The organism is Paraburkholderia diazotrophica (assembly GCF_038900755.1).
GTDB classification, from domain to species: domain Bacteria; phylum Pseudomonadota; class Gammaproteobacteria; order Burkholderiales; family Burkholderiaceae; genus Paraburkholderia; species Paraburkholderia diazotrophica_A.
The window spans coordinates 177,765-195,940 of the sequence record NZ_JBBPEN010000004.1 but is presented as its reverse complement, the minus strand read 5'-3'; the positions used below and the strand labels follow the sequence as shown (position 1 = coordinate 195,940).

The window sequence follows — 18,176 nt, the reverse complement described above, 5'->3', positions numbered from 1 at the left end:
TGCTAAAAATCTGTCTAAACAGGCGAGCGGGATCGGACAAACGAAAAAGCCCGCCTGTAAGGCGGGCTAATTTAACCGGCAGTACTCAATCACCCACAAAAAACATCGTCACCGCGATTCGATCGACCCTTGGCTCGGCGGCGACGTCACGATACCCCACGCCAGCGGCAAATCGCCGATCTGGCTGAGCGTCTGATAATTGTTCTTCGCGTCGAGCACATAAACGGCATTCGAGCGCCCGCACGCCATCAACACTTTCGAGCCGTCCGGCGTAAACGTGAAATGCCAGCAGCGCTGACCGACGGGTACGTCCGTCACGTGCGCGTAAGTCTTCGCGTCGAACACCTGCAACGTCTTGTCGCGCGCGGCGGCGATAAGCAGATGCTTGCCCGACGGATCGAACGCGACGCCGTACGGTCCGAGCTTCGTATCGACTGTTTTCACGGGCTTCAGCGTCGCCGCATCGAGTACGACGAACTTGCTGGAGTTCTCCAGCGTGACGACGTAATGCTTGCCATCCGGCGTCGACTTGATGCCGCGCGGCCGCGAACCCTTGTCCAGCTTCACGGTGCGCACGGGCGCGCCGCTGCCTGTCCGATACACCGACACCGTATCGTCGCCCTCGTTGGTGACGAGCAGATCGCGCCCATCCGGCGAGAACTCGACGCCTTCCGTTTCGTGCCCGCTCTTCACCGAATGGACCACTTTCATTGTCTTCAGATCGACGATGGCGACTTCGGCGGGCGGACTGTGCGCGTCGTCATCGTCGTCGTGGCCCTTACCCGCCTGGCCCTCCGGCTTGCCTTCGGGTTTGCTCTCGGGCTTGCCTGCGCCCTGAGCCTGCGGCGGCGGCCCGCTGTCGCCGGGCTCGTATGTCACGTATGCGTATCCGCGACGCACGCGCACGAACTCAGGGTTCTTCCCGATCTTCACTCGCGCAACGATCTTGTCCGTCGACGTGTCGATCGCCGACAGGTCGCCCGTCTTGTTCGCGACCAGCAGCCGGCGGCCATCCGCCGTGAGGCTCAGCCCGCGCGGACCGTCGCTGCCCAGGCCGATCGTTTTGGTCAGCGTCATCTGGTCGAGGTCGATCACGCCGACGCCGTTGGTCTCGCTCGTCACATACGCCGTTGCTCCGAACGCATGACCGACACCCGCGCCGAGCAATACGGCGAGCGCGACGGATGCCGCCATGCGTGTACGTCTTGTGCAATGCATCGATGTCTCCTGCGGTTGGTTGTTCGACGGGCCCGCCTGGGTCATTCAGGCCATCTGCGTTTTGCCGCAAGGGCGAATTCACCCACGCTCAAGTTAGCGCATCGCGCGGCCGGATGACAGCGCGGACGCCGGGAGTTTTTCCCGAAATCGGCGTGCGTGCGATGTTCAATGCGCCGCGTCCGGATCTGCGGCGAGCAGGCCGACGAGGGCATCCGCGCCGCGTCGCCAGGACTGATCGGTATTGCCGCGCATGTCGACCGAGCGTTGAAACACGACCTGTCCGCTCGTCGTATCTTCGATGCGCAAGTTGACGTTGAGAATCAGGTTGCTGACTTTTTGCACCCAGCACACGCCGACGCGCTGAACGCCGAGCCGCCGGCCAATCTCCAGTTCGCATCCGTTGCACGCGTTGAGGTTCTGCGTGGCCTTGAAGCCGTCGATCAGCGACGCGGCCGGCTGGTTGTCGGCGACCTTGTAGAGCCCGCGCTCTTCCACCTGCGAGCGCAAACGTTCGCTGACCATCGCGGCGCGCGCCTGTTCGGCTTGCGCGGCGGCCGGCTCGCTGTACTGCGCGTTGTCGTCGATCACCGAGCAGTCGAGCAAGGCAGCCGTGCGGGGCGCGGCGAACACTGTCACCGAAACGGTACACAGTGCGGCGCTGGCAGCGAACGCGTGGAGCAATGCGCGCGCTGTCCATCGCCATTCGATGCGGGACGAGAGGGAGTCGCGAACGTTCAACGCAGAGAGTCCTCCACGATTGGAGCGTCATGTGGAAAGCGCGCGCGACAGAAAGCGTCCCAGAGAAAGCGCGAAAAGCAGCAGCGCGCCAGCAATGCCCGCCTGAGCCGAGCGACGATCGTGAAGCAGATAACGGGCCTGTATGCAGTGCCCAGATGCGCGGCTTGTGATTACCTCGCGAGAACAGCCGGCGTCTACGCTTCCACACCGGAATGCGACGCGGCCTGCGCGGCCGCCTCGGCGGCGAGCGCCTTGCCGACCTCGTCGGCGAATCGCTGCAAGGAGGAAAGCGGCCCGCACACGCTGTGATAAGACTGGCTGCCGATCTGCGCGTCGAGCAGCACCTGCATGCCGGACTTCTTTGCCATTTCGATCAGATCCACACTGCCCCCTTGCCGATTACACACTGGATGCGATGACCCAGCGTAACCGGTCAATTCGACCGTCATTCGGTCGAACAGAAGCCAATGATGCGATCAATTTACCTGTTCGCGCGGCACGGGTCACGGCACGCCTCACGGCATGTCTCCACGGCACGCGTCACGGCGACTTGAGCGGCGCAGATGCAGAGGCAGATGCAGGGGCGGGCGCGATCGTCCGCGAAGGCACAGGCGCTTCCCTGTCGACGACATCGGATTTCGGTGAACGCGCCCTGTCGACGCCCCTGATCGAAAACCCGAACGTGTTCACGCCGTCGACGCTGTGCGCGAACACGAAGCCGCCATGCATTTCGGCGACAGCCTTGACGATCGCAAGGCCCAGACCGTGATTCTCGCGGCTGTTCGTGCGCGAAAGCTCGGCGCGGTAAAAGCGGTCGAACACGTGATCGAGCACGTCATGCGGAATCGGCTCGCCCGGATTGGCGACGGCGATCCACACGCGGCCCACTTCGCGCGCAATCGTGACCGCGATCGTCGATCCCGGCGCGCAATGATGAATGGCGTTGATCAGCAGATTCGCGCAGGCCCGCCCGAACAGCGAACGATTGACGCGCGCGACGGCATCGCCGTGCAGCTCCGCCTGCACCTGCGCCTCTTCCATCGGCATTTCGAGGAACTCGACGGTGCGCGCGATCTCAGCAGCAAGCGACACCTCGACCAGCTCCGTGGCCCGCTCGCCCTGATCGGCGCGCGCGAGAAACAGCATGTCGTTGATGATGCCGCGCATCCGCTCGAACTCTTCGAGGTTCGATTGCAGCGTGCGGCGCAAATCGTCGACGGAACGGTTGCGCGTCAACGCGACCTGCGTCTGTCCGATCAGGATCGTCACGGGCGTGCGCAGTTCGTGCGCGACGTCCGCGTTGAACGATTCGAGACGCACGTATGCTTCATCGAGTCTTTCGAGCGCGCCATTGAACGAATGCGCGAGGTCGTTCAGCTCGTACGGCAACTCGGTCGTGCGCAGGCGCTGCGAGCGATTATCGGCGCTCACTTCCGACGCATCGACGGTCAGCCGGCGCAACGGCGCGAGACCGATCCGCGTGACCCAATAGCTCAGCAGCGAGGCGCCGATCGCGCCCAACGCGGACAGCGCCGCCAGCGCCAGGCCGAACTCGCGCAACGCCTGTTCGGTCGGCGCATAGCTGGTCGCCACCTGCAACTGCACCTGCGGACGCTCGCCGTTCGGCACGAGCGTCAGCGTGCGGGTCAGCAGGTCGTGGCCCGTACCGTTGTCGGCGACACGCGCGTAGCCGCCCGGCCATTGCGCGACGACCCTGCCCGACACAGGATGCCCGTAGTTGAAGAGCGGCGCGGCGCTCGAAATCGAATAGGCACTCGTGCCATCGCGCGGCGTCATGTCCGTGAGTTTTTCCTGCGCGAAGCGCCACTTGTCGCGATTGATCGCGTGATGCACGATGATCCGCGCGACCTCGGTGCGGCTGTCGAGCGACTCGCGCAGCCGCTGCTCCAGTTGCGAGCGGAGCACGAGAAAGAGCCCCGTGTCGACCAGCGTGAAAACGGTCAGGGCGACGAGTGCGAACAGCAACGCAAGGCGCCGCCCAATCGAACGATTCGAGCGAATCATGATGCCTCTGCTTCCTCGCGCACTTCGAGCACATAGCCCATGCCGCGCATTGTGTGCAGCAGCTTGGTGGGAAACGGGCCGTCGAGTTTCGCGCGCAGCCGCTTGATGGCCGTCTCGACGACGTTCGTGTGACTGTCGAAATTCACGTCCCAAACCAGTTCGGTGATCATCGCTTTCGACAGGATATCGCCTTGCCGCCGCGCGAGCACGCTAAGCAACTGGAACTCCTTTGCGGTCAGATCGAGCCGCACGCCGCCGCGCGTCGCGCGCCGGCCGATCAGATCGACATACAGATCGCCGACGCAGATCAGCGTCGATTCCTGCACGCGCGTCCGCCGCGCAAGCGCATGCAGACGCTCGACCAGTTCGAGAAACGAAAAGGGCTTCGTCAGATAGTCGTCGGCGCCTTCGCGCAGGCCGCGCACGCGGTCGTTCACGTGATCGCGCGCGGTGAGCATGATGACGGGCGTGGACTTGCGCATGCGCAGCGCCTTCAGCAGGCTGATGCCGTCGCGCTTCGGCAGCATCACGTCGAGCACGATGATGTCGTAGTCGAACTCCGACGCGAGATGCAGGCCCTCTTCGCCATCGAGCGCGACGTCGACCACCCAGCCCTGTTCCGTCAGGCCGCGACGCAGATAATCGACGACCTTGAATTCATCCTCCACGATGAGCAGCTTCATGGGCGCTCCTCTCTCTTCTCTCGCTCATTATAAGTAGGCTTTTCAAACGTGTTCAGCCCGGCCTGCGTCACCCTTCATGCGGCATGGCCTCTGCCGATGCGTGTCACTTCGCGTCACATCGCGTCAGTCCGGCGCACGCGCGGCGGATGGCGCGAGATTGTTCGCGGCATCGGCTGGCGCGGGCTGCGCGCCTGTGTCCTGCATGTCCCATCCGCCGCCCAGAGCCTTTACGAGCGCGACGGATGTCGTCATCTGCTGTCCGTGGATCTGCACGTCCTGGCGCTGGCTCGTCAGCAGCGACTGCTGCGCGGTGATCACGTCGAGATAGGCGACGAGTCCGCCCGAATAACGATCGTTGGCGAGCGAGACCAGATGCTGCGCATCAGCGACGGCATCGCTCGACTGCGCGGCGGCGCTGTCGAGCACCGATAGCCCCGTGATGCCGTCCTGCACCTGCTGGAACGCGGTGAGCACGGATTGCCGGTAATTCGCCTGCGCGGCCTGATAGCCGGCGCTCGCGAAGTCGACGTTGGCCGCGCGCCGTCCGCCGTCGAACACGACCTGGCTGAGCGCCGCGCCGAGCGACCACATCAGGCTCGGCGCGCTGATCAGATTCGCGAACTCGGTGCTCTGCCAGCCGATGCCGGGCGTCAGCGTCAGGCTCGGAAAGAACGCCGCTTTCGCAACGCCGATCTGCGCATTGGCAGCGGCCATCGCCCGTTCCGCCGATGCGATATCGGGGCGCCGCTGAAGCACATCGCTCGGCAGCCCGAGCGGAATCGCCGGCACGTGATAGTCGACCACCTTGGGCTCGATCGAAAACTGAGGCGCGGGCACCGCGACGAGCGCCGCGATCGCATGCTCGAACTGCTCGCGCTGCGTGACGAGCAGTTGCGCCTGCACGCGCGTCTGATCGAGCAGCGACTTCTGCTGCAACACGTCGAGCCCCGAAACGGAACCGAGATCGTGCTCCGTCGTGACGTAATCGAGCGCCTTCTGTTGCAGTCGCACCGAGCGGTTCAGCACGTCGATCTCCGCGTCGAGTTCGCGAAGCGAGAAATAGTCGGTGGCGAGATCGGTGGAGAGCACGAGCCGCGCGTTCGCGAGATCGTCGCGCGACTGTTCCGCCGATGCCTGCGCGCCTTCCACTTCGCGGCGTATGCGGCCGAACAGGTCGACGTCATAGTCGATCGTCGTTCCGAGTTGCAGATTGTTCTGCACAGTCGACTGTTTCGGCGACGCGTAATTCGTCAGAGGCCGGTTCTTCGATGTTCTCGCGCGCGCCGCCGACGCCGACAGATCGACTTCGGGAACCTGTTGCGCGCGCGTGTTCGCGAGCGTCGCGCGGGCCTGCGCATAATGCGCGCTGGCGGCGGCGAGCGTCTGGTTTTGCGCGAGCGCCTGCGTCTCGAGACCGTCGAGCGTCGCGTCGCCGAACGATTTCCACCAGTCCGGCGCGAGCGGCGCATGCGAGGGCTGCGCGAGACGCCAGTACGAATCCGTGTGCCACGTGGGCGGCGCGTCCGTCAGCGGCGCCTTGTAGTCGGGGCCGACCGTGCATGCGCACAGCGCGAACGCGAGCGTCGTCGTTCCCATCGTGCGGATACGCGCAGCGTATGCGAGCGCGTTCACGATGCCGCCTCGCCCTTCGACCGCGACGGCGTCTGCGGATGCATCACTTCGACATGATCGCCGTCGTTGATCGAATCGCTCGGGTTGATGATCACGCGGTCAGTCGGCTCGATGCCGCTTTCGATTTCGAGCGTTTGCCCAAGGTCCTGCGCGATCACGACCTTGCGCAGATGTACGACGCCGTTGCCGTCGACGACCGCAAGCCGCGGACCTTCCGCGCGAAACAGCAGCGCATTGCCCGGCACCGTCAGTTGAGCACGCGCGCCCGACGGCAGCGCCACCTGCACATAGGCGCCCGGCCGCAGCTTGCCGTCCGGATTGTGCAGCGTCACTTCGATTTGCAGCGAACGCGTGGCCACGTCGATCGCGCCGGAGATGTTCGTGATGCGGCCGTTGAACTGCTGCCCCGGCAACTCGGCCTGCGTCACGACGACGTCCTCGCCGACCTTGATGTTCTGCGCGTAGGCCTGCGGCAATTGCACGTACACGCGCAACGGATCGGACTGCGCAAGCGCGAAGAGCGCGCGGCTCGTGCCGCTGCCCGCGTCGATCAGATCGCCGACATCGACGTTGCGCTGCGTGACCACGCCCGCGAACGGCGCAACGATCCGCTTGAAGCCTTCGAGCTGGCGCAAGCGCTTCACGTTGGCCTCGGCAGCGGCGAGATTCGCAACGTCCTGCAAATACGTGCTCTGCCTTTCGTCGAGTTCCTGTTGCGAGACGGCGTCGCGCTGACGCAATTGCTGCCAGCGCTCAAACGAACTCTTCGCGAGCCCGAGGCTCGACTGGATCTGATCGCGCTGCGCGACGGCCTGCGCAAGCTCCTGATCGATCTCCGGCGTGTCGAGTTCGGCGAGCAGTTGCCCTGCCTTCACACGCGCGCCGATGTCGGCGTACCAGTGCAGCAGATAGCCCGTCGCCCGCGCATAGATCGGCGACTCGACATAGCCGCGCAGCGTGCCCGGCAGCACCGTCATATTGCTGCCGTCGTTGTCCTTCGGCGTGACGACATCGACATACTGCTTCGCGTTTTGCTGCGTCATCTGCGCGACCGAGCGGTTTTGCACGATGTTCGCCACGACCGTGCGCAACGCGCCGAGCGCGAGCAGTATCAGCACGATCAGGACGGCGATTTTCGCGCGCCGCCATTCGAGATGGCGCGGCGGCAGCGCGTGGCCGTCTTCCGTTTCGCGGGCGGGAATCGCCAGCGAAGAATGCGTCTTCTCAGTCATCCCGGCCGTCCGTCGTCGAGCTGTGTCCGTTTCCGTGTCCGTTTCCGTTACGGTCGTGTCGCTGATCTCGTTCATGAGCGTCGCGGTCCTCTGATTGATTGTGCTGCTCGCGCCTTGCCTTGCGATGCGCGAGCCGGCTGTGGATGCCCGCGAACAATAGCGGAACGAAGAAAAGCGTCGAAACCGTCGCAAACAGCAGCCCGCCGATCACCGCGCGCCCGAGCGGCGCGTTCTGTTCCGCGCCTTCGCCGAGTCCGAGCGCCATCGGAATCATGCCGATGATCATCGCGAATGCCGTCATCAGCACGGGCCTGATCCGGCTTGCGCCGGCTTCGAGCGCGGCCGTCAGCGGCGGCGCGCCCGCCGTCAGACGCTGGCGCGCGAACGCGACCATCAGAATGCTGTTCGCCGTCGCGACACCCATCGTCATGATCCCGCCCGTCAACGCGGGCACGCTCAGATGCGTGCCCGTGAGGAACAGCATCCACACGATGCCCGCCAGCGCCGCAGGCAAGGCGCTGACGATGATGAGGGGATCGATCCACGACTGGAAGTTCACGACGATCAGCAGATAGACGAGCACGATCGCCATCGCGACGCCGATGCCGAGCCCGAAATACGATGTGCGCATGGTCTGGACCTGCCCGCGTATCGTGATGCCGCTGCCGCGCGGAAGCGTCGCACGTGCCTGACCGACGAGCTTTTGGACTTGCGCGTCGACGCCGCCGAGATCGCGCCCTTCCACACTCACATACACGTCGATCACGGGACGGATGTTGTAATGCGTGATCATCGCGAACTGGGTTTGCGGCGAGACCTGCACGAGATTGCCGAGCAGTTGCGTCGGCGCCGTCGACGTCGCCGATACGGGCGTGCGCAGCAGTTGATCGACGGACGAGATCTGGTATTGCGGCGTCTGCACGGCAACGTTGTACTCGACGCCATTGCGCGGATTGAACCAGAATCCCGGCGACGTCTGCGAGCTGCCCGACAGCGAGACCAGCACGTTCTGCGCGACGTTGTTCGCATTGAGATTGAGCTGCTGCATGCGCGTGCGGTCCATCTGCAGACTGATGACGGGCTCGTCGAGCTTTTGCTGAATGTGCGCATCGACGGCGCCTGGAATCGTGCGAATCTGCTTCAACAGCTTTCGCGCAGTCTCGAGATTGCCTTCCTGATTCGACCCGACGATTTGCACGTCTATCGCAGCGGGCAAACCGAAGTTGAGAATCTGCGTGACGATGTCAGCGGGTTGAAAGAAGAATTCGGTGCCCGGAAAACGTTGCGGCAACAGCGCGCGCAAGCGGTCGATATAGTCGAGGCTCGGCTTGTGGTCCTCGTTCAGCGCGAGCAGGATTTCGCCGTCGAGCGTGCCGATGGTGCCCGCATTGCTGTACGAAAGATTGATACCGCTATACGGCAGGCCCAGATTGTCGAGCACGGTGCTCAGTTCCTTCGCGGGTATGACCTCGCGCACCACCTTTTCGACTTCATCGGCGAGGCGCGCCGTTTCTTCGATCCGCGTGCCCGTCGGCGCGCGCATGTGCAGGCGTATCTCGCCCGCGTCGACGCGCGGAAAGAAGTCCTCGCCAAGCACAAGCGCAAGGCCCAGCGAGAGCGCGCAGAACGCAAGGAACATCGAGCCGAACAGCCGGCGGCGCACAAGCAGACTGCTCAGGACCATGATGTACGCCGCGCGCATCGTCTCGAAGCTGGAATCGAAGCGGCGATACAGGCGCATGAACAGATTCGGCCTCGCATGCGCGTCGCGCTTGTGCGCGTGACCCATCAGCAGCATCGCGAGCGTCGGGACCAGCGTTCTCGACAGCACATACGATGCGAGCATCGCGAATACGACGGCTTCCGCGAGCGGCACGAACAGATAGCGCGCGACGCCCGTCAGGAAGAACATCGGCACGAACACGATGCAGATGCACAGCGTCGACACGAGCGCGGGAATCGCGATCTCGCCCGCGCCGTCGAGAATCGCATCATGCAGATTCGCGCCCATGTGCAGATGCCGCTCGATGTTCTCGATCGTAACGGTCGCGTCGTCGACGAGGATGCCGACCGCGAGCGCGAGGCCGCCCAGCGTCATGATGTTGATCGTCTGCCCGAGCGCATGCAGCGCGATCAACGAAGTGAGGATCGAAAGCGGAATCGAAATGGCGATGATGCAGGTGCTGCGCCAGTTGCCGAGAAAAAGCAGAATCATCGCGGCCGTCAACGCGGCGGCGATCACGGCTTCACGGACGACGCCGCGAATCGCGGCCTTCACGAACACCGATTGATCGAACAGTGGCGTGACCTTGAGATCGGGCGGCAGCGCTGCTGTCGCGTTCGGCAGAAGCGAATGCAATGCGTTGACGATCGAAAGTGTCGATGCGCTGCCCGTCTTAAGGATCGAAATCAGCACGCCGCGCCGGCCGTTTTCGCGCACGATGTTCGTCTGCGGAGAAAAGCCATCGCGCACGTGCGCGACTTCGCGCAGATAAGTCGTCGCGCCGTTCACCGTGCGCACGGGAATGTCGTTCAGGCCCGCGACGGTCGTCGGCGAGCCGTTCATGTTGATCGTGTATTCCTTCGGTCCGATCTTCGCGGTGCCCGTCGGCAGAATCAGGTTTTGCGCGTTGACCGCGTTGACGACATCGAGAGGTGTCAGCCCTTTAGCGAGCATCGCACGCGTGTCGAGATCGACGGAGATCAGGCGCGTCTTGCCGCCATACGGATAGGGCACAGCGGCGCCCGGGATCGTGACGAGCTGCGGACGCAGGAAGTTGAGCGCCGTGTCGTTGAGGTCCTGCTCGGAGAGCCGGGTGCTCGACAGGCCCAGTTGAATCACGGGAATGCTCGACGCCGAATAGCTGATCACGAGCGGCGGCGTCGCGCCCGGCGGCATCTGCTTCAGTTGCGCCTGCTCGACGGCGACTGTCTGCGCGATCGCCGTCTGGATGTTCGCGTTCGGCTGCAAGAACAGCTTGATGATCGCGATGCCCGCGAGCGATTGCGACTCGATGTGCTCGATGTCGTTAACCGTCGTCGTCAGGCTGCGTTCGTTGACGGACGTGATGCGGTTGGCCATGTCCTCGGCGGACAGTCCCGTGTAGTTCCAGATGATGCTGACCACGGGGATGTTGATTTCGGGCAGCACGTCGACGGGTGTCGTGAACAGCACGAAGGGTGTCGCCAGTACGATCAGGATGGCCATCACGATGAACGTGTACGGCCGCTTCAATGCGAGATTGACGATCCACATACCGGCTTGGGTATCCGTTAAGAACGCGCAAGGGTGACGTCCGGCAGCGGCGTCACTTTTCTCTGCGCGTCCGCGGCAACCAGGTGTTCATGCTAGTGCGTGAGGCCCAACAAACCGATGACGCGAAAATGGCAGTTTCGCCATGTTCGCGAGATGGGATCTTTCGGGTGCAAACGAATGGCCGACAAATAGAAAGCAACGTCGCATGAACTGACGGTGGACGCTGCAGTTCGTGCTCGAAGATCGAGTTAGGGACAGTTCGACGGCGCCTGGGTGCACGTGTATGTACGTGTGTGCCGGCCGATCGACTGGAAGCGATGCACGTCGCGGCGAAGAAAACCGCCATACGTGTACATCAAAAAGCGCACAGACCACGAAGGTCTGTGCGAAGCCATCGAGCGAACCCGACGGCGGAGGTATTCGACCTGTCAGGCCCGCTATTGTGTTTTCACGCGTGTCGTCACGTGTGTTCTTACTTTATAGCGAGCCTTTTCTAAACGATTCCGCGCGGGCGAAGCCGCGCGTTCAAATTGCAGCGTCGATGCAGCGACGGCAGGATGCGATCAGTGCCCTGTCGAACGCATGCGCAAGCGCACGTTACGGGCGGTTGTACATCGCGTTCCAGTCGGCTTGCGACACAGCCGGGCGGCCCGCAGCCGAAGAGCCGCTCGTCAGGCCGCCGATGCCCGTCGCCGCATTCTGCGCAGCCACTTTGGCTTCGGCAGCCTGGATGTCGGCGGGATAACTCGGATCTTCGCCACGGGACGGGTTATAGCCGGCCTTTTCGAGCTGGATCAACTCGGCACGCACCTGTGCGCGCGTGACCGGCTGGTTCGACTGCGCGAGCACAGCGACGGGAGCGGCAAGCGCAGCGGCAACGACGACGGCCTGAATAAGGAACTTCATGGTTACTACCTCCAGACTTTGCTTTGGTCCTTTACGAACAGCCCTGTTCGTAATCAGTGACGACAGTCTAGGTATGTAGCCGCTTAAGATTAAGACGGTTACGAGGAAAGGATTGTTGTTGTGGGCGGGTTAACCCTGGCGCCGAGCGTACCGACGTGGCCTTCGATTCGCGACTGACTGATTGGTGGCTGATTGGTGGCTGATTGGTGGGCCAACCGCCGGCCCGCTTTCAGACAAGCGCGGCGCGCCGCATCGGGCGCGAGATTTGCACGCGACGCTATGCGCTGTCCGACGCGACGGCGTTTCTTTGGCTAACGGGAGGCAACATGCAAACGGAAGACGTTACTGAGTACCGTGGTTGCGTGATCCGGCCGGTCGTTACGACCACGGAAAGCGGTCGCTATGCGGCCGCAGCCATCGTCACGGACCGCGAGGGCGAGACGCGAACGCTCGGCGTCGACGGTGATTTCGTCGAATCGCAGGAGGCTCGCGACCAGGCGATGGAACTCGCGATTGCATGGATCCAACGACGCAACATCGTGTCGGACCACTACGTGAGACGCGGGTGATGCAAGCGCGGCCACTTCCCTGTCGCGCGCGCGGGCATGGCAGCACCTCAGCGATGAGCGAAGGAATGACGGCTCATGCCCACGCGCGATGAGACCTCGCTGTTTCGCGTCGCCGAACGGGCGGTGGTCGCGCTATACGACGGCGGCGTGCTGTCGCCGGCTGTGCTGGAGCGCGTGCTGACGGCGTTCATCGGCGCGAAGACGAACTGGAACGCCGAGATTCAGCTGCGCTCCGCCGATGGTCACACATTGCACGAGATCGTCGCGATGACGATGATGCCAGGGCGCGCGCCGCGCAATGCGGCGCGCGATTTTGCGCAGGTCGTCGCGCATATCGGATCGATCGGTGCGAATGGCGAAGCGGTCCCCGACGCCGATGCGTCATCCGGGCACACGACAGAAGAAGATGAAAGCGAGGCTTCGGAACAAGACGAAACTTTGGAGCATCAACTCGGCGCAGCGCGACCGAAACGGCCGAAGCGATCGAAACAGCGCGCGCGCCCAGCAAGTGGTCGTGCCTCGGAGACGCCGTCTGATTCTCCAGCGTCCACAGGCTTCAATCCGTTTTTGAATGCGAGGCCACCGCGCAAACGCTGAACTCGAATAGCCCGTCAGAGCGCAATTCGCTTCGCTGCCCGACGAGCAACCTTCTCCTTCGGCTTCTAACGGCCATCATCCATAAGCGGCCACCCGGCACGCGCACGCATACCGCGCCGCCGTCACTCTTCGCTGTCGAGCACTCCTGGCGGGGGGCCGATCGTGATGCCCGCGCCCGATTGATTCGGGCTTCCTTGCGGAGATACATCCGACGTCGTGTCGGGAGGACACTCCGCAATGCAATGACTCGCTTCCTTGTTCTGCAGGCACTGCACGAACCGGTCGGCCTCGTCGCGAGAACGAAAGCCGTATTGCTTGTTGGCTACTCGCACCTGTGTGTCCGAGATGCGCGTCGAGTCGGTATTCATGGCCTTTCCTCGTCACTTCGATGAGATTACGAGCGAGCAAGGCGCGCGCCATGCGCGCCGTTGCAACCGGTGTCTCCCGCTTTTCGCTGACCGCTACGGTCGATGCATCCGCCCCTCCGGATAGGAATAGCGTTTGCGCGAAGCGCGATGGCTTATGCCAACCTTAAGGAGCTCATCATGTTCGTCCACAACAAGCGTTTGCAGTACACGGTCAGGGTCAGCCAAACGAATCCTGGGCTTGCCAATCTGCTGCTCGAACAGTTCGGAGGCCCGCAAGGCGAACTGGCGGCCGCCATGCGCTACTTCACGCAAGCCGTCAATGAAGAAGACCCCGGCCGCAAGGACATGCTGTACGACATCGCAACGGAAGAGCTCAGTCATCTGGAGATCATCGGCTCGATGGTCGCGATGCTCAATCGCGGCGCCAGGGGCGAACTGGCGGAGGCCGTCGACGAGCAGGCGGAGCTGTATCGCAAGCTCAACGGCGCGGGCAACGACAGTCACCTGACGCAGCTGCTGTATGGCGCCGGCACGCCGCTCACCAACTCGGCCGGCGTGCCGTGGACGGCCGCGTACATCGATACGATCGGCGAGCCGACGGCCGACCTGCGCTCGAACATCGCCGCCGAGGCACGCGCGAAGATCATCTACGAGCGGCTCATCAACGTCACCGACGATGCAGGCTTGCGCGAAGCACTAGGCTTCCTGATGACGCGCGAAGTCTCGCATCAGAAGTCGTTCGAAAAAGCGTTGTATTCGATCGCCGGAAATTTCCCGCCTGGCAAGCTGGCGCCCGTGCCCGAGTTCGCGAGTGTCTATTACAAGATGTCGCAAGGACAGCCGCCCGTCCGCGGTCCGTGGAATCAGGGCACGGGGTTGAAGCTCGTCGACACTCCGCAGGCGCCGGCAGGCAATGGTGACGGGACGGCCTCCGTGCCGTTGAAGGGCGCGCAGGACACAGCCCTTCAAGCGATGAAACGGCGCCTTGCGTCCGACCCGTCGATCGATCCGGCCACGGGTGCCGAACTTGGCATGGCAGCATCGCCGTTGCAGGATAAGCCCGTTCGATAGATGCATCGACGGCACGCGTTACATCCGTCGGCATGGCCGCGTGAAGCATCGCGGCCATATCGCGGATGAACGGATCGGCGACTCTTGCAACGAGGTCGCGCAGCGCGATAGCTTCGCGCGCCCGTCGACACGCTTCACGCGCGGTTCGGCCCGCGCGCCTTCGCCGGTCACAAGCCGCGCATTGCGGCGCCTTGCAGCTCCGGGACATTGCCCGCGTGCTCGTGCGCGGACAACTGGTCCTCGACGCGCTCGACGCCGGGCACGGCTGCCGTCTCGCGAATCACGCGCTCGCGATCGGCCGCAAGCACATGGCCCGAGATGCACGCGACGCCGTGCTCCACCCGCACATCGATGGCGCCGGGCGTTGCCACGATCCGGCCGAGATGCGCGCGCACACGATCCGTCAGCTGGCGATCCGAAGTCGGTGCGTCCGATGCCGCCTGATGCAGCATCCCATACGCGTGTCCCGCCGCCCGCCGCGCCTGCGCGCGAGACTGCTTCGAAATCCTTCTCGTCGTCGATGCCATCTTGTCGCGCAGCATCGCGCGCCGCCGCTTGCCCGAATGGTTGTCGAAGTAATACATCGCAGCCGCGCCGATCGCGGCCGCCGTCACCGATCTAAGAAAAGTGTTCATGTTCGCCCTCCTTCAGTGCGTGCGCGAGATGATGAGTATGGGCAGCATCGGCTATGCCTTGCGACGTTCGCGTGACCGCGTAAAGCCGCGATGCGCGCATGCGATGCGCGACGAAGGGCCGCGCAGATTTGCAATACGGCATGTAATATCGGACGCCCAGCGCAGCTTGAGCAGAGGCGATGCGAGCATAGGCGGATGGCCATGCGAGCGCTCTATCGGCCTATGCGACGCTCGCGTTTCGATGTGCGTCTGTGAAGCGGCGCATCGACGCAACGCCGCATCGGGCGCTACGCACACTTGCCTCTACTCGGCGCGGGAGATGAACCTTGTACACGACGAAACGGGTCAGCGGGCTCGTTAAAGCCAGCCTCGCTTCGATCATCAAAGCGGACGTTTCCTGTTCCCCGACTGGTCCAGTCTCTTTTGGTCTTCGTCGTCGGGCGCGAGCGCGGGATCGCGCAGTTCAGTTTCATCGGGACTGACGGGCACGACCTTGTCGATGTCCTCCTCCGGAATGGCGTTCAGGTTGTTGCCGCCGGGCGTGCGGCCGGCTGCCTTGTCCGTGTTGTCCGCCTTGTGCGTATCGCGCTCGGGTACGGGCTGAGCGACGCCCGCGGGTTGGCGCAGCTTGTCGGCGTTCTGTTTGCCTGGCTTCGACTCCATGTTGGCTTCTCCGTGCGATGCGAAAGTTCACGTGGGACGCCTGCTTGCGCGCAACGGGTGTTCCCGCAGGATTGCGCGGAACGTCCGTCTCGGGCACTCACGATGCTCCAGCCGTATTCAGGCGTTCATCAGCGCCTGATCCGGCTGCTATCCCCACGTAATCGTTAGAGGAGGAAGACACATGAGCACTCGCCCGCAATCCAACCCATCTGCTGACACAGACGCCGACAAGACGAAGCGCGACGACACGTTCGAGACCGACATCTCAGAGTCGGGCGACGACGGTACGACCGTCCGTCAGGCCGAGGTGCGCGAGGGCGATCTGTCCGAGACCCATCCCTCGACGGACGACAAGAAGAAATCGCCATGATGTGAAGTGAACGTCCGCGGCTGCGCCGCTTCGACTGACAAGCGCCACGCAGCCGGTTCGAATGAGCGATGCTGAAGCTGCGCCGCGTGAAAAAGCGCATCGAAGCACGCTTCATCGATCGGGTCGCGCGGGCGACGACACGCCCTTCAGCGTGCGCGCCACATCTTCGTCGTCGCTCGCGGCGACATCGCCGAGCGCAATCATCCCCACTAGCCGCTTCTGGTCGTCGAGCACGGCGAGTCTGCGAATGTGTGCCTGCGCCATCTTCCGCTCGACTTGCTTGATGTCGTCTGTTTCAAGGCACCATTGCGCGGGTTCGCTCGCAATCTTTTCGACGGGCGTGGTCGGCTCGACACCGGATGCGACCGCGCGCACGGCGATGTCGCGGTCCGTCACCGTGCCGACGAGCTTGCCGTCGCGGCACACGGGCAATGATCCGACCTTGAGGTCGGCCATCATCATCGCGGCCTGGCGTATCGTGTCGCCGGCAGCGATCGTGATGGGGTCGAGCGTCATGATGTCTGCTGCTGTCGTCATGGGTTCCCTCCGCGTCGAGATGCGGCCGGGCGTCGCCGGCTGCCTTCGTCGTCGAGCATCGCGCGTACCCATCGCGGCACGCATCGCATACGCGCCGCATGAATCGTGCATCGCAGAGTTGAGGAACCGAAGGGATCGCCTGATTCGCCGCAACAGGTCGTCGCTCCGGCGGCGATCACGCGTGTCTGCGCGCTCGCCTCTCACGTGGAATCGAATGAACGTATATGGCGTGACGGCGGCTGTCACTGAGCCGCGATACTACCGATGCAACCGGCAGCAACCTACAGATCGTGCGCGAGTTCCTCGCTGACGGCATTGCGCAGCATGCGGATGAGCTTTTCGCCCTCTTCGATCCGCGCCTGCTCGATGCCGATCAGAGCGGCATCGCCCGTGCGCTCGGCCGACCTTTGCCGTTCTCTTGCAAAGATTACGCGCTCGTGCACCGCGCGTATCGCGGCCCGTATCGCGTTCTCCGATTCCTTCGAGTACCCGTCGGCGAGCGAAAGTGCGTTGAACGCGTGCCCCGTATGGCAGCGGTAGCGCAGAGGCCGGTCGTCGCCGACCCGCCATAATGCGCCGCCGCAGTCCGGGCACGTCAACGACGAACGCACCCCGATGCGATCGAGTTCCTCGGGCGTAACGATGCCCTGTTGCGCCAGGCGGGCCTCGAGATCAAGCTGCTGCTCGCTGCTCATCGCTGGTTCCTCCTGCTGACGGAGCGCCGCGCCTCCGATCGCCGCCATGATATGGCGCGCGAGATCGTCGACGGTCGTCACGCTGTCCGCGCCCGCCGATTTCATCGCCGCGCGCGGCATCGACGGCGCTTCGCAATCGGCTGGATCCTGAACGATGCAAAAGCCGCCGTGTGCGCGGACGGTTGCGAGTCCCGCTGCGCCGTCGTCGAGATCGCCGCTGAGCACCACGCCAACCACGCGCGAGCCGTAGTGCACGGCTGCCGAGCGGAACAGCGGATCGGCGGCGGGCCGCGCGAAGTTTTCGGCCGCGCCTTCGTTGAGCGCCAAAGATCCGTGTGACAGCACCATATGCCGGCCGGGCGGCGCGACATAGACCGTGCCATTCACAATCGGTTCGCCTTGGACGGGATGGCGTGCGGGCATCGGCCCCCACTTCGACAGCAACTCGGGCAACACGCTTTCGTGCCGGCCGATATGCAACACGATGCACACGGCGGCCGGCAAATCCTTGGGCAATCTGGAAACCAGCGTCCTGAGCACCGCAAACGCGCCACGCGATCCGCCAATGACCACAATATCTCGCTGATTCATAAACCCTCCTCGGCATGAACCAGCATAAAACGAACCTGCGCGAAGTATCGTATGCAACGCCGCAGGGAACGGCTGCGCGCGTCGACAGGAACGCGAACCGCCTGGCTTCGTCGATCGACCCGCATCATCTGACACGGGCCGATCAGCGCATCACTGCCGCAATCAAACCCATCGAGGTCCAGCAGCTATTCATCGAACACCTGACGTGCAACGACGGCGTCAACGCGCGCGCCGAATCGCTGCTCGCGCCGACGCGGGAAACGCTCGCGCAGTTTCAATCGTACCGCCGCGCCGCCGGGAACGTACAGCGATCGCGGGCGATCTGCGCGGACGCGCGACGATAGCCGCGAGGCTCACGTCACGCGTCGCGTCGTCGCACGGGCCGCGACG

General features: G+C 63.7%; 19 protein-coding genes. 5 read left to right on the top strand and 14 right to left on the bottom strand.

The features are described from left to right. Window positions 1-108 precede the first annotated feature (108 nt). The 9 genes from AABE10_RS14890 to AABE10_RS14850 form a co-directional block, all read right to left on the bottom strand. Window positions 109-1,194, bottom strand: a complete 1,086-nt coding sequence (locus AABE10_RS14890; protein WP_342934041.1) for a beta-propeller fold lactonase family protein — start codon at window positions 1,192-1,194, stop codon at window positions 109-111. 189 nt (window positions 1,195-1,383) lie between these two features. After that, window positions 1,384-1,854, bottom strand: a complete 471-nt coding sequence (locus tag AABE10_RS14885) for a DUF3280 domain-containing protein (RefSeq protein ID WP_342934040.1) — start codon at window positions 1,852-1,854, stop codon at window positions 1,384-1,386. Window positions 1,855-2,150: 296 nt separating this feature from the next. Further along, the gene (locus AABE10_RS14880; RefSeq protein WP_342934039.1) at window positions 2,151-2,339 is read right to left on the bottom strand and encodes a hypothetical protein; all 189 of its coding nucleotides are present in this window, start codon (window positions 2,337-2,339) and stop codon (window positions 2,151-2,153) included. Window positions 2,340-2,496: 157 nt separating this feature from the next. Continuing rightward, on the bottom strand, window positions 2,497-3,981 hold the full coding sequence (locus tag AABE10_RS14875) for a heavy metal sensor histidine kinase (RefSeq protein ID WP_342934038.1): 1,485 nt from the start codon (window positions 3,979-3,981) through the stop codon (window positions 2,497-2,499). Further along, window positions 3,978-4,664: a heavy metal response regulator transcription factor gene (locus AABE10_RS14870; protein ID WP_342934037.1), complete on the bottom strand. Its 687-nt coding sequence runs from the start codon at window positions 4,662-4,664 to the stop codon at window positions 3,978-3,980. Before AABE10_RS14870 ends, AABE10_RS14875 begins: the two co-directional genes overlap by 4 nt. Window positions 4,665-4,787: 123 nt before the next feature. Continuing rightward, window positions 4,788-6,260 carry an efflux transporter outer membrane subunit gene (locus tag AABE10_RS14865; RefSeq protein ID WP_342934423.1) on the bottom strand — a complete coding sequence of 491 codons (1,473 nt, stop codon included), beginning with the start codon at window positions 6,258-6,260 and terminating at the stop codon, window positions 4,788-4,790. A 32-nt stretch (window positions 6,261-6,292) separates the two neighbouring features. Continuing rightward, a complete protein-coding gene (locus tag AABE10_RS14860; RefSeq protein ID WP_342934036.1) occupies window positions 6,293-7,528 on the bottom strand; it encodes an efflux RND transporter periplasmic adaptor subunit in 1,236 nt (411 codons plus the stop codon). Beyond that, window positions 7,521-10,784: an efflux RND transporter permease subunit gene (locus tag AABE10_RS14855; protein WP_342934035.1), complete on the bottom strand. Its 3,264-nt coding sequence runs from the start codon at window positions 10,782-10,784 to the stop codon at window positions 7,521-7,523. The genes AABE10_RS14860 and AABE10_RS14855 overlap by 8 nt, the downstream gene beginning before the upstream one ends. A gap of 597 nt (window positions 10,785-11,381) precedes the next feature. Beyond that, window positions 11,382-11,690 (bottom strand): DUF4148 domain-containing protein, encoded by a 309-nt coding sequence (locus AABE10_RS14850; protein ID WP_342934034.1) that lies wholly within the window; start codon window positions 11,688-11,690, stop codon window positions 11,382-11,384. A gap of 326 nt (window positions 11,691-12,016) precedes the next feature. Between AABE10_RS14850 and AABE10_RS14845 the strand changes: the two genes are divergently transcribed. Then, window positions 12,017-12,259 (top strand): hypothetical protein, encoded by a 243-nt coding sequence (locus AABE10_RS14845; protein ID WP_342934033.1) that lies wholly within the window; start codon window positions 12,017-12,019, stop codon window positions 12,257-12,259. Between the two features lie 75 nt (window positions 12,260-12,334). Continuing rightward, window positions 12,335-12,856, top strand: a complete 522-nt coding sequence (locus AABE10_RS14840; RefSeq protein ID WP_342934032.1) for a hypothetical protein — start codon at window positions 12,335-12,337, stop codon at window positions 12,854-12,856. 122 nt (window positions 12,857-12,978) lie between these two features. Here the strand turns inward: AABE10_RS14840 and AABE10_RS14835 are convergent, their stop codons facing one another. Continuing rightward, window positions 12,979-13,224 carry a hypothetical protein gene (locus AABE10_RS14835; RefSeq protein WP_342934031.1) on the bottom strand — a complete coding sequence of 82 codons (246 nt, stop codon included), beginning with the start codon at window positions 13,222-13,224 and terminating at the stop codon, window positions 12,979-12,981. Window positions 13,225-13,401: 177 nt separating this feature from the next. Here AABE10_RS14835 and AABE10_RS14830 point away from each other — a divergent pair, with 177 nt between their 5' ends. Next, window positions 13,402-14,295, top strand: a complete 894-nt coding sequence (locus AABE10_RS14830) for a manganese catalase family protein (RefSeq protein ID WP_342934030.1) — start codon at window positions 13,402-13,404, stop codon at window positions 14,293-14,295. Window positions 14,296-14,462: 167 nt separating this feature from the next. On the opposite strand, the gene AABE10_RS14825 is transcribed toward AABE10_RS14830, so the two are convergent. Continuing rightward, on the bottom strand, window positions 14,463-14,930 hold the full coding sequence (locus AABE10_RS14825) for a BON domain-containing protein (protein WP_342934029.1): 468 nt from the start codon (window positions 14,928-14,930) through the stop codon (window positions 14,463-14,465). A 381-nt stretch (window positions 14,931-15,311) separates the two neighbouring features. Beyond that, window positions 15,312-15,593 (bottom strand): hypothetical protein, encoded by a 282-nt coding sequence (locus AABE10_RS14820; protein WP_342934028.1) that lies wholly within the window; start codon window positions 15,591-15,593, stop codon window positions 15,312-15,314. A 181-nt stretch (window positions 15,594-15,774) separates the two neighbouring features. Between AABE10_RS14820 and AABE10_RS14815 the strand changes: the two genes are divergently transcribed. After that, a complete protein-coding gene (locus AABE10_RS14815; protein WP_342934027.1) occupies window positions 15,775-15,963 on the top strand; it encodes a hypothetical protein in 189 nt (62 codons plus the stop codon). 111 nt (window positions 15,964-16,074) lie between these two features. On the opposite strand, the gene AABE10_RS14810 is transcribed toward AABE10_RS14815, so the two are convergent. Beyond that, window positions 16,075-16,500 (bottom strand): CBS domain-containing protein, encoded by a 426-nt coding sequence (locus AABE10_RS14810; protein ID WP_342934026.1) that lies wholly within the window; start codon window positions 16,498-16,500, stop codon window positions 16,075-16,077. Between the two features lie 281 nt (window positions 16,501-16,781). Beyond that, on the bottom strand, window positions 16,782-17,786 hold the full coding sequence (locus tag AABE10_RS14805; protein WP_342934025.1) for a chemotaxis protein CheB: 1,005 nt from the start codon (window positions 17,784-17,786) through the stop codon (window positions 16,782-16,784). Between the two features lie 14 nt (window positions 17,787-17,800). Here AABE10_RS14805 and AABE10_RS14800 point away from each other — a divergent pair, with 14 nt between their 5' ends. Continuing rightward, window positions 17,801-18,130 (top strand): hypothetical protein, encoded by a 330-nt coding sequence (locus tag AABE10_RS14800; protein ID WP_342934024.1) that lies wholly within the window; start codon window positions 17,801-17,803, stop codon window positions 18,128-18,130. Window positions 18,131-18,176 lie beyond the last annotated feature (46 nt).